Genomic DNA, 13,624 nt, shown 5'->3' on the forward strand with positions numbered 1-13,624 from the left:
CCGGTACGCTCGCGAGAGCTTGCTGGTGTGGGCGCGGGAGCACGAGGTGCGGGTTCGAGGGTGGGGCGCTGTGCGGCTTGGGAGACGTGATCGGGGCGGAACGCCTCGCGCCCTGCGGCGGATCGTCGCCGTCGGGCTCGCGATCGCCCTGGCCGCCGGGGTCGTGGTCGGGGTCGACGCGATCGCCGGACCGCCGGAGACCGCCGTCGGGTCCGCGGCACCGCGGCTGACGGTCGTGCAGGTCACCGCGACCAGCACCGCCACCGCGACCGGCACCACGGTCCGCACCGCGGTGACCGTCGAGAACACCACCACGGTGCGGAAGCCGGCGGTCGACGCCTGGCTCGCACTGACGGCCGGGAGCCGCAGGTACACCCTCGGTCACGTCGCGGTCCGGTCGCTCGCACCGGGTGCGAGTGCCACGCTCCGGGCGACGCACACTGCTCCGCAGCGCGTGCCGGCCGGGACGTACGCCGTCCTCGCCTGCACCGGGGTCTTCTCACTGCCCGACTGCCGGGCCTCGGCTCGGAGCGTCACGACGACGCGCACGACCGGCGCACGCCCCGAGACCGGCGTGATGCTCGACGTCGCTCGCGCGTACTACCCGGTGCCGCTCATCGAGCGGTACATCGACCTGCTCGCCGACCACGGCGGCCGCTTCCTGCACCTGCACCTCACCGACGACCAGAACGTCGGGATCGAGAGCGCGGTCCTCGGGCAGACGCTCGCGGACGCCGACCTCGACCACGGTGTCTGGACGAGTCGGGTCACCGGGCGACCGTTCCTGAGCGTCGCGCAGGCACGGGCGATCTCCGCGCACGCCGCGCGCCGGGGCATCGCGATCGTGCCCGAGGTCGACACCCCGGGCCACATGGCTGCCGCGTTCGCCCTCCTCGAGGCCCGGCACGGGAAGGCGTTTGTCGACCGGCTCCGGGCGGGTGCGAGCGAACTCGACACGTCGGCGCCGGAGAGTTCCGCGCTGGCGGCCCGAGTCATCGCCGAGGTCACCCGGACGTTCCCGTCCAGCCGGACCGTGCACATCGGCGGGGACGAGTGGGGCGATGACGTCACCGCCGCACAGCGGGTGCGCTGGCTGAACACGATGGCCGCCGCGGCCGGCGACCGGCAGGTCTGGGCCTGGAACGACGGGATCGACCGGACGGCCATCGGCCGGCTGGACCCCCGCATCCACGTCACGTACTGGAGCTTCGACGGCGACACCGAGGACCAGGCGGAACGGCGCGAACGGCGGGAGCGGCGAGCGTCGGCGCCCGACCTGGCCGCGGCCGGGATCGACCTGCTGAACTACGACTCGTACTACCTCTACGAGGTGCCGACGGACCTGGACCCGGCCGACAGTCGGTACGCGGCCGAGGATCTCCGTGCGCACTGGTCACTCCGCGACTGGGACGGGGACTCCGGGAAGCGCCTCGCCGCTCCGATGTCCGGTGCGGCCGTCGCGATCTGGGGCGAGGACCTCGAGCACCCGCCTGGCGCGGCACTCCTGCGCTGGAGCACCCCGCACGTGGTCGCGATGCTCGAGACCGCCGCGCGCTAGGACTCCGCTCGTGCGGCGAGCCCGGTCACGACGTCGTGCACCACCCGGGCGGCACGGGCCGCCGCGTCGTCCAGGTGTTCCTTGAACTCGTCGCCGTCCGGCGCGCACAGGTCGCTGATGCACCGCACCGACACGAACGGCATGTCGTGGACGTGGGCGAACTGCGCGATCGCCGCTGATTCCATGTCGACCGCGGCGACAGACGGGAACGCGGTCCGGAGCGCGCGGGCACGACCCTCGGTGACGAAGATCTCGCTCGAGCCGATCGTCGCGGCGCGGAGGCGGTCCCCGGTGTCCGACGCGAGGGCGAGCGACACGAGCCGGTCGTCGGGTGCGTACCCGGTCGGCATGCCCGGGACCTGGCCGAGCGCGTAGCCGAACGCCGTGGCGTCCGCGTTGAGGTTGACGTAGCGGTCGCCGACGATCACGTCGCCGATCTCGACGCCGCGCATCAGCCCACCTGCGGTGCCGACGCTGATCACCGGGATGCCCGAGCCGAAGTCGTGGAAGGCGTGCGCGACCGCGGAGGTGGCGTTCGTGAAGCCGATCCCGCTGCGTCGGACCGCGACCGTCGCACCGGCGACGTCGAGCAGGTGGTGCTCGTCGTGGCCGCCGACCGGACCGTCCAGGATGGGGACGCCACCGAGGAGGCCGGCGAACGCCGAGACCTCTTCGCTCATGGCGGCGATGACGATCGCGACCGGGGGAGGGAGTTGCACTGATCGATCCTCGCACGCCGCGCTGACCGTCGGGACACCGGTGCGCGTACCGTGCTCGGTGCACGCGGAGACGAGGGAGCGGTGTGGTCGAGGTCGTCGAGTACCGGGCGGAGTGGCCGCGGCGCTTCGTGGTGCTCCGGACCGCGTACACCGGTGCTCTCCTCGCCGCGGGTGTCCCGCACCGGATCGAGCACGTCGGGAGCACCGCTGTCCCCGGGCTGGCCGCGAAGCCCGTGATCGACGTCGACGTGGTCGTCGACGAGTCCGCCGTGCCCGCTGCCGTCGAGGCGCTCGCCGCGATCGGGTTCGTGCCCCGCGGCGATCTCGGCATCCCCGGTCGTCAGGCGTTCCGGACGCCCGAGCGCTTCGCCCCGAGCAACACCTACGTGGTCGCAGACGGGTCGCTCGCGCTCCGGAACCACCTGGGCGTGCGCGATGCCCTGCGCGCGGACGACGGCCTCCGCGACGAGTACGCCGCCGTGAAGCGCCGGGCCGCGGCCGAGGCGTCGGACATCGACGCGTACCTCGTGCAGAAGTCCGCCGTCCTCGACCGGGTGCTGCGCCGGGCGGGGTTGTCAGCGTCGGAGCGCGCCGCGATCGCAGCCGACACCGCGGGGATCACCAGCCGCGGCGCACACGGGTGACCCGCGGTGCCCGCGGCTGACCCGAGGCGTGGGGCGGGCCGCATCCTTCCGCGGGCGTGACCGTTCCGGTTCACCGATCGCGGGTTTCGTGAACCGGAACGGTCAGCGGTCCCGCAGAGCGCCCCGTCCCGCGGAACACCCCGTCCCGCGGTGGTGACGAGGCAGTGCCCCGGACTGTCCGGCTCCCCGCGCGTCGTCGTCGGCGTGCGGAGTCGGCGAGTGCCCGGCGTGCGGAGTCGGCGAGTGTCCGGCGTGCGGAGTCGGCGAGTGTCCGGCGTCCGGAGTCGGCGAGTGCCCGGCGTGCGGATTCGGCGAGTGCCCGGCGTGCGGATTCGGTCAGCGCCCGGCGTGAGAGCCGGCCAGTGTCCGGTGTGCGGAGCCGGCCGGCACAGCATCAGGCGGTCGCCAGCGCCGGGTAGAGCGCAGCGAGCGGGGCGCTCAGGCCGGCGCGGACGTCGCGGCTGATCTGGTCGGCGAGGACCTCGTGCTCGCCGGCCTCGAGGGCGTCGTAGATCGCCGCCACGATGTCCGCCGGGTCGGCCTTGTCGACGTCGAGGTCGGCGGTCATGCCGGTGTCGGTGTAGCCGAGGTGCGCCCCGACGACCTGGGTGCCCTGCGGGGCGAGCTCGAGCCGCAGGGAGTTCGTGATCGACCAGAACGCGGCCTTCGAGGCGGAGTAGCCCCCGGCCAGCGCGATCCAGCTGAGGACCGAGTGCACGTCGACGAGGGCGCCTCCGGCCAGTGACGGCGCGAAGGCCTTGGCGACCCGCAGCGCGCCGAAGACGTTCGTGGCGAAGACCCGCTCGACGTCGTCGACCGAGGTCTCGAGGAGCGGCGCGGAGCCGCCGATGCCGGCGTTGTTCACGACGATCGTGGCGTCTGCCGCCGCACGTGCGGCGGCGTCGACGCTCGCCTGGTCGGTGACGTCGAGGACGAGCGGCACGATGCGCTCGTCGTCCCAGGTGCGCGGGGAACGGGCTGTCGCGTAGACCTTGGCGGCACCACGGTCGAGGGCCTGCTGAACGAACGCGGTGCCGAGGCCTCCGTTCGCTCCGGTGACGAGGACGACGGCGTCGGTGAGGGTGGTCATGGGTTCTCCTGTCGAAGGTTGAGTACGGAAAGTGAACCTAGCACGATTGTCTGGATTCCGAACCCAGGTAGGATGGACCCATGCTCGGCATCCTCGGCGGCGACGAGCGCTGCCCCATCGCGCGGTCCCTCGACGTCCTCGGCGAGAAGTGGACGCTCATGATCGTCCGCGACGCCCTCGCCGGCGCGACCCGGTTCAGTCAGTTCCAGCAGAGTCTCGGGATCCCGCGCGAGGTCCTCACGGCGCGCCTCGGGTCCCTCGTCGAGGGCGGTGTCCTCGAGCGTCACGCCTACAAGCCGGACGGCGGCCGCGTCCGTGACGAGTACCTCCTCACCGACGCCGGCCGGGACCTCTCGCTCGTGCTCCTCGCCCTCGGCGGCTGGGCGGACCGGCACCGGCCGTGCGAGCGGTCGTCCGACCTGCGCTTCGTCGACGCGGGCACGGGCGACACCGTCGAGTCGGCCGCGGTCGTCCCCGCGACCGGACGCATCGTGCCGCGCGACCAGCTCGCGGCGGCACTGGGCTGACCGCGCTGCTCCGCACGCGCTCTGCGACGACGCGCGCGTCGATCGACGCGCGCGATGTCGGCGGTACGGTGCGGTCCGTGGACGGGACCGCCGTCGGACGGGAGGCGCGGGTCGGGCCCGCACCGCGCCTCCCGGACCGCAGGCGGGTGCGTCAGCGACGCACGTCGCACCCGCAGCTCGCGCCGAGCACCAACTCGGCGGGGACGAGGTCCCGGTGCCACTGGTTGTCGAGGTCGAGTCCGAGCACCCTGTCGACCGCGGCGACCGCCATCGTCTCGATCGGCTGCCGGACCGTGGTGAGCTGCGGGTTCGTCCAGTCGGACTCGGCGGCGCCGTCGAACGACACGATCGCGACGTCCTCCGGCACGCGGAGCCCGAGCTCCCAGAGGGCCCGCATGAGCCCGATCGCCTGCATGTCGGAGCTGACGAAGACGGCACGCGGGCCGGCGCCGTCGCCGAACATGCGGAGCCCGGCCTCGTACCCGCCGCGGCGGGTGAAGTCGCAACGGACGATCGGGCCGTCGGGGCGACCGGCATCGCGGAGTGCCCGCATCCAGCCCTGCTCGCGCAGCTCCAAGCCGCCGGCGTGGCCCATCACGAGCCCGATCGACGGGTAGCCGTGCTCGATGAGGTGCCGCGTCCCGTCCTGGGCGCCGCGGAGCGCGTCCACGCCGATGCTCGCGTAGTCGGGGACCTCGAAGAAGGTGTTGAGGAGGACCATCGGGATGCCCGGGTCGGAGACGGTCGACAGGTCCGGGCGCGTCATGATGCTCGTGACGATGATCCCGTCGACCTGCCGGGCGGAGAGCGTGCGGAGCCGGTCCCGTTCGCCGGCCGCGTCACCGTCGCTGTTCGCGAGCAGGACGTCGTAGCCGCGCGCGGTCGCCGCGTGCGTGACCGCGACCGCGAGCTCGGACCAGAAGGGGTTGTCGAGCTCGGGGACGATCAGGCCGAGCATCTTCGAGGACCCGGTGCGGAGGGCCTGGGCGCTGGCGTTCGGCCGGTACCCGAGCACGCGGATGGCGTCGCGGACCCGGGCGGCGGTCGCGGCCGCGACGGGGCGGGGGCCGTCGTGCACGACGTAGCTGACGACCGAGGTGCTGACGCCCGCGTACCGGGCGACGTCCGCGCGCGTGACCGCCCTCGGGGTGGTCGGGCTGGTCACGGACGCCTCCTCGATGGCGTTCGGGTGCCGGTCCACACGGACCGGCACCCGAACGACGGTTGTTGCTGGAATCCTAGACGGCAGCGGTCGGACCCCCGGCACCGGTCGCGCCGCCGGACGCCGCCGCGCCGGACGTCGTCGCGTCGGCCGGGGTCGGGGCGTCGCCGAAGTCCGGGACCTCGAGGCGGACCCCGCCCTGCAGTGCGGACTGGTGGGCGACGATCCCGGGCAGGGTGAACCGGGCGGCGGTCCAGGCGTTCACCGGGGGCAGGGTCCGGTCGACGACGGCGCGGACGAAGTCGTCGGCGAGGAACTGGTGGCTGCCCTCGTGTCCGGTCGGCACCCCGGCGTACTCGGCCGGCAGACGGTCGGTGTCGTGCACGGCCGCGTAGCCGGAGACGAACGCGTCGCGCAGCGAGGGGTCGACCCCGGCGAGGCGCGGGTCGTCCAGCTCCATCGTCGCCTGGGTGTCGATCTGGTCGCTGATGTCGTGCGAGTCCTCCTTGTCCTGCCACACGCTGACCTTGGCGAGCTGCTCGAAGCTGGCCTCGGTGCCGAAGTAGCGGAACCGCGACTCGCGGATGTGCGACGGGTACCCGACACGGCGCATCTCGTTGATCCGCATGACCCCGCCGTTGTCGAGCTCGAACAGGGCGGTGGCGTTCGAGAAGTCGTTGTCGAACTGGCTGACGTCCTTGTCGAAGACGCCGTCGCCGCGGTCGTCGCGGACGCCGATGCAGCTGACGCTGACCGCGTGCCCCGGGATCGCCCCGAGGACCCCGCCGACCGAGTGCGTCGGGTAGAGCATGGGCGGGTAGCTGGCGGTGCGCTTCCAGTCGTCGCCACCGCTGAACTGGTAGGCGGCGTAGAAGCCGAGGTCCATGTCGTGGACGTAGTCGCCCTCGGCGTAGAAGACGCGTCCGAAGGCACCCTCGGCGACCTTCGACCGGGCGAACACCGTCGCCGGGTTGTAGTAGCTCGTCTCACCCATCATGTAGGTGAGCCCGGTCTCGCGGACGGCCTCGATGATGGCCTGGATCTCCTCGACGGAGATCGCCATCGGCACGGCCGAGTAGACGTGCTTGCCGGCGCGGAGTGCCTGCAAGACGAGCGGGCCGTGGGTCCAGCGCTGCGTGAAGATCGCGACGGCATCGACGTCCGAGGCGAGCACCGCGTCGAAGTCCGGGAAGGTGCCGTCGAGGTGCTGCGACTCGACGAGGTCCGACGCGCGGTCGTCGACGAGGTCGGTGACGTAGACGCGGTCGACGTCCGGGTGCAGCTTGAACAGCTTGGCGAACTGGGGGGCGAACTGGCCGGCGCCGACCATTCCGACAGAGATCATCAGTGACCTTTCCAGGTGTTGGATGCGTCGCCGGGCAGGTCGCTCCGATGCGAACGGTCGTCATCCTGACACGGAAGGTCTACACGTGACAACCCCCGAATGTTCCTGCATCGGAACCTCTTGCCAGCAGCAGTCCCCACGTGTAGATTCCCGGCTCACGGACTGCCGCACGCCAGTCCACCGCAGACGAAGGAGTCGCGATGGCCACCGAGAGCCCCGTGTCGTCACCCTTGACGACGGCCAGCACGAGACGCAGGAGTCGGTCCGCCGACCTCGCTCGTGCCGGCACCACCTCCCCGCGCCGCCGACCGAGGAACGACCTCTGGTTGGCGCTGGTCTTCATCGCCCCGGCCAGCGTCGGCTTCGCGGTGTTCCTGCTGTGGCCCACGGTCCGCGGCATCTACCTGAGCTTCACGACCTACAACCTGCTGACGCCGCCGGTGTTCACCGGCCTGCAGAACTACGTCCGCCTCGTGCAGGACTCGATCTTCTGGCACTCGATGGCCGTGACGGTCGAGTACGTCCTGCTCAACATCGGCTTCCAGACGATCCTCGCGCTGTTCATCGCCGTGATGATGCACCGGCTCACCAAGTCCACCTTCGTCCGCGGGATCGTCCTCGCGCCGTACCTGGTGTCGAACGTCGTCGCCGCCCTCATCTGGCTCTGGATCCTCGACACGCAGCTCGGCATCGGCAACGAGATCCTGTCCGCGATCGGCGTCGGCCGCATCCCGTTCCTGCAGAGCGACTTCTGGGGCATCCCCACGATCGCGTTCATCAACGTCTGGCGGAACGTGGGCTACACGGCCCTGCTCATCTTCGCGGGGCTCCAGGCGCTGCCCGAGCAGGTCTACGAGGCCGGCCGCATCGACGGTGCGAGCGAGTGGAAGATGTTCTGGCGCATCACCGTGCCGCTCCTCCGCCCGATCCTGTCGCTCGTGCTCATCATCACGATCATCGGCTCGTTCCAGGTGTTCGACACCGTCGCCATCGCGACGCAGGGCGGCCCGGCGAACGCCACGAACGTCGTGCAGAACTACATCTACAACCTGGCGTTCGGCCGGTTCCAGTTCGGCTACGCGTCCGCCGTCTCGGTGGCCCTCCTCATCGTCCTCAGCATCATCACGGTCATCCAGTACCGACTCTCGCGCTCCGGCGAGAGCGACCTGGACTGACGGCCAAGCGCACACGGAAGCGAGTCGAAGATGACCAGCACCCTGCCCCCGGTGGTCGAGCCCCAGACCACCCGCGCGATCACCACCCGCGGCACCCGCCCGCCGCGCCGGAAGCCCTCGGTCGGCCGCGTGATCGCCTGGATCGCGATGATCGCCGTCATCGTCGTGACCCTGTTCCCCTTCTACTGGATCCTCCGCACCGCGCTGTCCTCGAACGGCGCGATCTCGGCCGACCCGACCTCGTTGCTGCCGACCGGCTTCAGCCTCGGCGGGTTCGAGCGCGTGTTCGGTCTGCAGTCCACCAAGGAGGCCCTGGCCCAGGGAGGCTCGGGCGCCGCGATCGACTTCTGGCGCTACCTCCTCAACTCGGTGGTCACGGCGACGATGATCACGGTCGGCCAGGTGTTCTTCTCCGCCGGCGCCGCGTACGCCTTCGCACGCCTGCGGTGGCCCGGACGCGACCGGGTCTTCGGGGTGTTCCTCGCCGGCCTCATGGTCCCGACGATCTTCACGCTCCTGCCGAACTTCACCCTCATCAAGTCGCTCGGGCTCGTCGACACCCTGCTCGGGATCTCGCTGCCGTCGATGCTGATGACCCCGTTCGCGGTGTTCTTCCTCCGCCAGTTCTTCCTCGGCATCTCGCGCGAGGTCGAGGAGGCCGCGCTCATCGACGGCGCCGGCAAGGTCCGGGTGTTCTTCCGCCTGATCCTGCCGATGGCGTCCGCCCCGATCGCGACGCTCGCCGTGCTGACGTACATCACCGCCTGGAACGACTACTTCTGGCCGCTGATGGTCTCGTACACGGACAGCTCCCGCGTGCTCACCGTCGCGCTCGGCGTCTTCAAGTCGCAGTCCCCGCAGTCCGGCACCGACTGGGCCGGTCTCATGGCGGCGACCCTCGTGGCGGCGCTCCCGATGATGCTGCTGTTCGGCCTCTTCGCCAAGCGCATCGTCAACTCCATCGGCTTCTCCGGCATCAAGTAGGGACCAGCTCATGACGAACTCCATCACCCGCCGGTCCCTCTTCGCCGGCGGCGCCTCGGCCCTGGCCCTCGGAGCGCTGGCGGCCTGCTCGAGTCCGAGCACGCCCAACCCGCGGAGCGGCGCGACCGGCACCGTGTCGTACTGGCTCTGGGACGCGAACCAGCTGCCCGCCTACCAGGCCGTCGCGAAGGCCTTCGAGCGGGAGAACCCGGGCATCCGGATCAAGATCACCCAGCTCGGCTGGGCCGACTACTGGACGAAGCTCACCGCCGGGTTCATCGCCGGCACGGCGCCGGACGTGTTCACCGACCACCTGTCGAAGTTCCCCCAGTTCGCCGACCTCGACGTGCTCTACCGGCTTGACGAGCTCGAGGCGACGAGTTCCATCCGCGACGACGACTACCAGTCCGGCCTCGCCCAGCTCTGGAAGGGCCGGGACGGACACCGCTACGGGTCGCCGAAGGACTGGGACACGATCGCGATGTTCTACGACCCGAAGGTCGTCGCGAAGGCCGGGTACAGCGCCGACGACCTCGCCGGACTGTCGTGGAACCCGGACGACGGCGGTACCTTCGAGCGGGCGGTCGCGCACCTCACGATCGACGGCAAGGGCCGTCGCGGGGACGAGCGCGGTTTCGACAAGGACGACGTCGCCGTCTACGGGATGAGCGCGAACGGCAGTGGCGGCGACGGCTTCGGGCAGACGCAGTGGTCGCCCTTCACCGGGTCGATCGACTGGTTCTACACGAACCGGAACCCGTGGGGGAACCGGTTCCGCTACGACGACGCTGCGTTCCAGAAGACGATCTCGTGGTACTTCGGGCTCGCCGAGAAGGGCTACATGCCGAAGTACGGCGTCTTCTCGACGACCACCGGACCGGACGTGCAGCTCGGCTCCAAGAAGGTGGCGCTGTCGTTCAACGGGTCGTGGATGATCGGCACGTACGCGAACCTGCCCGGCATCGACGTCGCCATCGCGCCGACCCCGGCCGGACCCGTCGGGCACCGCGCCTCGATGTTCAACGGCCTGGGCGACTCGATCACGAAGCAGGCGAAGCACCCGGAGGCCGCGGCGAAGTGGGTCGCGTTCCTCGGCGGCGCGACCGCGCAGGAGATCGTCGGCCGGGCCGGGATCGTGTTTCCCGCCCGGCGGTCCGGGACCGACGCGGCGGTCGCCGCCTACGCGAAGCGCGGGTTGGACGTCACGGCGTTCACCGAGCAGGTCGACGATGGAACGACGTTCCTGTTCCCGGTCACGCGGAACCCCGCCGACGTGCAGGCGCTCGTCCAGCCGGCGTTCGACTCCATCTACGCCAACGGGGCGCCGATCTCGTCGCTCACCGGGGTCAACGAGCAGGTCAACACGCTGCTGGGCCTCACCTGAGCCGTCCCGCGGGCGCGGTCGTCCACGGGTCCGGTGCGGTCCGTGGACGACCGCGTTGACGGCGGTTCCACTGTGGAACGAGACTGACGCCGATGACCTCGCTCGAATCGCTCGTGTACATGTCCGTCGGCGTCGACGACCTCACCGACGACCAGCTCGTCGCCATGCTGCGCGAAGCGCGGCTCCGCAACGAGGCGCTCGGCGTCTCCGGTCTGCTGCTCGCGAAGGGCGGCCGGTTCATGCAGGTCCTCGAGGGGCCGGCGTGGAGCGTCGAGGACCGCTTCGCCGCGATCGAGCGTGATCCCCGCCACCGCGACGTCAGGTCGCTGTCCCGCGAGCGCATCGCCGCCCGCCGGTTCGACGGCTGGGCGATGGCGTTCGGCAACCCCTCCGACCCCGAGGTCCGCGCCGAACCCGGGTTCAGCACCTTCCTGTCCGAGCGCACCGGCCTGCCGGCCGGGGTGGCGGGCTCGCCGGCCGACTGGTTGCTCCGCTGGTTCCGCGGACGCGAGCTCCGGGACGTCCAGGAGGCGCGGATCACCCTGGCCAGGCACGCCGCCTGACGGGGTGGCCGGCTCCGCGGGCGGCTAGCGCTCCGGCGCCTGGTGGAACCCGATCTCGAGGAGCAGGTTCGCGTGTGAGCGCTGGTCACCCGTCGCGATGACCAACCCGGTCTCGGGGGCGCGCACCGCCTCGTAGAACCCGAACCGGTCGAGGGTGCCGAGCGGCACGTCGGCACCGAGGATCCGCCGGTAGCCCTCGTGCGCCTGGACGACGGTGTCGACCGGCGGCTCCATCACCGTCGCCGCCTCGACCGGCACCGCGTCGAGGAGCGTGGTGAGGACCTCGTCGACGTCGAGCAGTCCCGGTCGGAAGTTGAGGTGCACGAGCGCGGCGCCGGGGCGCATCGCGGTCGCGAACGGGTAGTTGCCGTCGGCGATCAGGACCTTCGAGCCGTGCCCGAGCGACGCGAGCGCGCTGAGCGTCGGTTGGTGGGTGAGGGTGTAGCGCAGCATCATGCCTCCGTGGCGGTGACGGGTCCGGTGGGGAGTCGGGCGACGGATCCACCGGCGACCAGACGGGGGCGGACGACGACGTCGACGGGCGCCTGGTCGTCGTCCGGTGCGGTCAGCCGCGAGCGGATCAGGTCCGCCGCCCGGACCGCCAGCTCGTGCGTGGGCTGCACGATCACGGTGAGCTTCGGGACGGTGACCTGGGCGAGCTCGAGGCCGTCGAACCCGAGGACCGAGAGCTCCCGGCCGAGGGTGAGACCGGACTCGTTCAGCGCGATGACGGCGCCGAGGGTGAGCTCGTAGTTCGCGCAGAAGACCGCCGTCGGACGATCGGGCAGCACGAGGAGCCGCTGCATCGCCGCCTGGCCGTGGCGCACCGTGAGGGGCCCCTCGACCACGGCGTCCGGGGCGAGCACGCCGCCGTCCCGCTCGATGACCGACCGGAAGCCCGCGGTCCGTTCGCGCATGGTCGAGATCGTCGGGTCGCCCGCGACGACGCCGACGCGGCGGTGGCCGTGGTCGAGCAGGTGCCGGGCGGCGAGCGCGCCGGCTCCGTGGTTGTCGAGGAAGACGCCGTCGGTGCCGAGGGCGTCCGCGCGCCAGTCGATCTGCACGACGGGGACGCGCTCGGCAGCACGGGACAGTGCCGCGACGTCGTGGTCGGACGGCACCGCGATGATCCCGTCGACCATCCGGCGCAGGAGCAGGTCGACGGCGCCGGCTCGTGCGTCCGGGCTCGACGAGACGATGACGCTCATCCCGTGGTCGCGCAGGGCGCTCTCGACGCCGGCGATCACGGTGAGGTGGAAGTCGTTGTCGAGCGCCGGCAGCAGGACCCCGATGGTGCCGGACCGCCGCGACCGCAGGCTCCGCGCGAACCCGTTCGGACGGAACCCGAGCGTCGCCGCGGCCGCTTCGATGGCGTGTGCGTTCTCGTCGCGGACGGTGCCGCCGTTGTAGAACTTCGAGATCGTCGCGAGCGAGAGGCCGGTCGCCCGCTGCAGGTCCTTGTAGGTCGCCGTCACCCGGCCCTCCCGGTGACCGTGCCGTCCTCGTCCCACAGGTCGTGCCAGCTGTCGGCGCCCGACCAGAGGAACACCTGCCCCTTGATGAGCCGTGCGCCGCGGTCGACGTCCGCCATGGCGGCGAGCTCGTCGGCGGTCAGCGGGTCCGCCGACGCCCCGGCGAGGTTCGCGCGGTACTGCTCCGGCTTCACCGCGAAGGGGATCGGGACCTGCCCGCGCGCGACGGCCCACTTCAGGCAGACGATCGCCGGGTGGACGCCGTGTGCTTCGGCGATGCGTCGGACGACCGGGTGGTCGACGTCCACCGGGTCGTCGTCCTCGCGGTCGCGCTCCGGGCGGGACGGTGACCCGAGCGGCGAGTACCCGACGGGCTGGATGCCGTTCGCGCGGCAGAAGTCGAACAGCTCGGGCTGCTGGAACGTGGGGTGGAGTTCCATCTCGTTGAGTGCGGGGAGGACCCGCGCGTCGTCCAGCAGCAGGCGCAGCTTCGGGATCGTCGTGTTCGACGTGCCGAGGTGCCGGACGAGGCCGGCGTCGACGAGGCCTTCGAGCGCGCGCCACAGTGCGAGGTAGGCGGCGTGGTCGTAGGGGCGGGCGGATCCGTCGCGGTCCTCGACCGAGGCGTGCGGCGCGTGGTGGTTCGGGAACGGCCAGTGCACGAAGACCGCGTCGAGGTGGTCGAGCCGGAGGTCCCGGAGCGACCGTTCGACGGAGGTGACCGCGTCCGCCGGGTCGTGTGCGTCGTTCCAAACCTTCGACATCACGAAGAGGTCCCCACGCGGGACCCCGCTCGCCGCGATGGCCGCCCCGACCTCGGGTTCGTTGCCGTAGACCGAGGCGCAGTCGACCAGCCGGTAGCCGGCGTCGAGGCCACCGCGCACGGCCGCGGCCACCTGGTCCGGGGTGTACCGGTCCGAGCCGAAGGTGCCGAGCCCGATCGAGGGGATGTGCGCGCCGGTCCGCAGGGGTCGGCTCGTCAGGACGTCCACGGTGTTCCT

General features: G+C 71.6%; 14 protein-coding genes. 7 read left to right on the forward strand and 7 right to left on the reverse strand.

Features of this window, described 5'->3' with window-relative positions; translation table 11 throughout:
• The first annotated feature begins 70 nt into the window (after positions 1-70).
• On the forward strand, positions 71-1,558 hold the full coding sequence (locus ACQXVK_RS10005; protein ID WP_430853460.1) for a family 20 glycosylhydrolase: 1,488 nt from the start codon (positions 71-73) through the stop codon (positions 1,556-1,558).
• On the opposite strand, the gene mtnN is transcribed toward ACQXVK_RS10005, so the two are convergent.
• On the reverse strand, positions 1,555-2,277 hold the full coding sequence (gene mtnN / locus ACQXVK_RS10010; RefSeq protein WP_430853461.1) for a 5'-methylthioadenosine/S-adenosylhomocysteine nucleosidase: 723 nt from the start codon (positions 2,275-2,277) through the stop codon (positions 1,555-1,557). The genes ACQXVK_RS10005 and mtnN overlap by 4 nt on opposite strands.
• Positions 2,278-2,360: 83 nt before the next feature.
• Here mtnN and ACQXVK_RS10015 point away from each other — a divergent pair, with 83 nt between their 5' ends.
• Entirely contained in the window at positions 2,361-2,921 is a 561-nt protein-coding gene (locus ACQXVK_RS10015; protein WP_430853462.1) for a GrpB family protein, read from the forward strand.
• A 394-nt stretch (positions 2,922-3,315) separates the two neighbouring features.
• Here the strand turns inward: ACQXVK_RS10015 and ACQXVK_RS10020 are convergent, their stop codons facing one another.
• Entirely contained in the window at positions 3,316-4,011 is a 696-nt protein-coding gene (locus ACQXVK_RS10020; protein ID WP_402267515.1) for an SDR family oxidoreductase, read from the reverse strand.
• 80 nt (positions 4,012-4,091) lie between these two features.
• On the opposite strand from ACQXVK_RS10020, the gene ACQXVK_RS10025 reads away from it, so the two are divergent.
• A complete protein-coding gene (locus ACQXVK_RS10025) occupies positions 4,092-4,538 on the forward strand; it encodes a winged helix-turn-helix transcriptional regulator (protein ID WP_430853463.1) in 447 nt (148 codons plus the stop codon).
• 151 nt (positions 4,539-4,689) lie between these two features.
• Here ACQXVK_RS10025 and ACQXVK_RS10030 read toward each other — a convergent pair whose 3' ends face one another.
• Both ACQXVK_RS10030 and ACQXVK_RS10035 read right to left on the reverse strand, forming a co-directional pair.
• Positions 4,690-5,703, reverse strand: a complete 1,014-nt coding sequence (locus ACQXVK_RS10030; protein ID WP_402267510.1) for a LacI family DNA-binding transcriptional regulator — start codon at positions 5,701-5,703, stop codon at positions 4,690-4,692.
• A 73-nt stretch (positions 5,704-5,776) separates the two neighbouring features.
• Entirely contained in the window at positions 5,777-7,048 is a 1,272-nt protein-coding gene (locus ACQXVK_RS10035; protein ID WP_430853770.1) for a Gfo/Idh/MocA family protein, read from the reverse strand.
• A gap of 227 nt (positions 7,049-7,275) precedes the next feature.
• Between ACQXVK_RS10035 and ACQXVK_RS10040 the strand changes: the two genes are divergently transcribed.
• The 4 genes from ACQXVK_RS10040 to ACQXVK_RS10055 all read left to right on the forward strand — a co-directional run bounded on the left by ACQXVK_RS10040 (position 7,276) and on the right by ACQXVK_RS10055 (position 11,151).
• On the forward strand, positions 7,276-8,220 hold the full coding sequence (locus ACQXVK_RS10040) for a carbohydrate ABC transporter permease (RefSeq protein ID WP_402268011.1): 945 nt from the start codon (positions 7,276-7,278) through the stop codon (positions 8,218-8,220).
• A gap of 30 nt (positions 8,221-8,250) precedes the next feature.
• A complete protein-coding gene (locus ACQXVK_RS10045) occupies positions 8,251-9,204 on the forward strand; it encodes a carbohydrate ABC transporter permease (protein WP_402267504.1) in 954 nt (317 codons plus the stop codon).
• 10 nt (positions 9,205-9,214) lie between these two features.
• The gene (locus tag ACQXVK_RS10050; protein ID WP_430853464.1) at positions 9,215-10,588 is read left to right on the forward strand and encodes an ABC transporter substrate-binding protein; all 1,374 of its coding nucleotides are present in this window, start codon (positions 9,215-9,217) and stop codon (positions 10,586-10,588) included.
• Between the two features lie 92 nt (positions 10,589-10,680).
• Positions 10,681-11,151 carry a BLUF domain-containing protein gene (locus ACQXVK_RS10055; RefSeq protein WP_430853465.1) on the forward strand — a complete coding sequence of 157 codons (471 nt, stop codon included), beginning with the start codon at positions 10,681-10,683 and terminating at the stop codon, positions 11,149-11,151.
• A gap of 24 nt (positions 11,152-11,175) precedes the next feature.
• Here the strand turns inward: ACQXVK_RS10055 and ACQXVK_RS10060 are convergent, their stop codons facing one another.
• The 3 genes from ACQXVK_RS10060 to ACQXVK_RS10070 are packed head-to-tail and all read right to left on the reverse strand — an operon-like array spanning position 11,176 to position 13,615.
• A complete protein-coding gene (locus ACQXVK_RS10060) occupies positions 11,176-11,604 on the reverse strand; it encodes an RbsD/FucU domain-containing protein (RefSeq protein WP_416393057.1) in 429 nt (142 codons plus the stop codon).
• Positions 11,604-12,626: a LacI family DNA-binding transcriptional regulator gene (locus ACQXVK_RS10065; protein WP_430853466.1), complete on the reverse strand. Its 1,023-nt coding sequence runs from the start codon at positions 12,624-12,626 to the stop codon at positions 11,604-11,606. The genes ACQXVK_RS10060 and ACQXVK_RS10065 overlap by 1 nt, the downstream gene beginning before the upstream one ends.
• Positions 12,623-13,615, reverse strand: a complete 993-nt coding sequence (locus tag ACQXVK_RS10070) for an aldo/keto reductase (RefSeq protein WP_430853467.1) — start codon at positions 13,613-13,615, stop codon at positions 12,623-12,625. Before ACQXVK_RS10070 ends, ACQXVK_RS10065 begins: the two co-directional genes overlap by 4 nt.
• Positions 13,616-13,624: the final 9 nt, after the last annotated feature.

It is taken from the genome of Curtobacterium sp. AB451 (genome assembly GCF_050585845.1).
GTDB lineage: Bacteria > Actinomycetota > Actinomycetes > Actinomycetales > Microbacteriaceae > Curtobacterium.

Bases quoted from the DNA above. Each gene is read 5' to 3' on its own strand.
- ACQXVK_RS10045 (WP_402267504.1), top strand. From the start codon at position 8,251: ATGACCAGCACCCTGCCCCCGGTGGTCGAGCCCCAGACCACCCGCGCG.
- ACQXVK_RS10050 (WP_430853464.1), top strand. From the start codon at position 9,215: ATGACGAACTCCATCACCCGCCGGTCCCTCTTCGCCGGCGGCGCCTCG.
- ACQXVK_RS10025 (WP_430853463.1), top strand. From the start codon at position 4,092: ATGCTCGGCATCCTCGGCGGCGACGAGCGCTGCCCCATCGCGCGGTCC.
- ACQXVK_RS10020 (WP_402267515.1), bottom strand. From the start codon at position 4,011: ATGACCACCCTCACCGACGCCGTCGTCCTCGTCACCGGAGCGAACGGA.
- ACQXVK_RS10060 (WP_416393057.1), bottom strand. From the start codon at position 11,604: ATGCTGCGCTACACCCTCACCCACCAACCGACGCTCAGCGCGCTCGCG.
- ACQXVK_RS10055 (WP_430853465.1), top strand. From the start codon at position 10,681: ATGACCTCGCTCGAATCGCTCGTGTACATGTCCGTCGGCGTCGACGAC.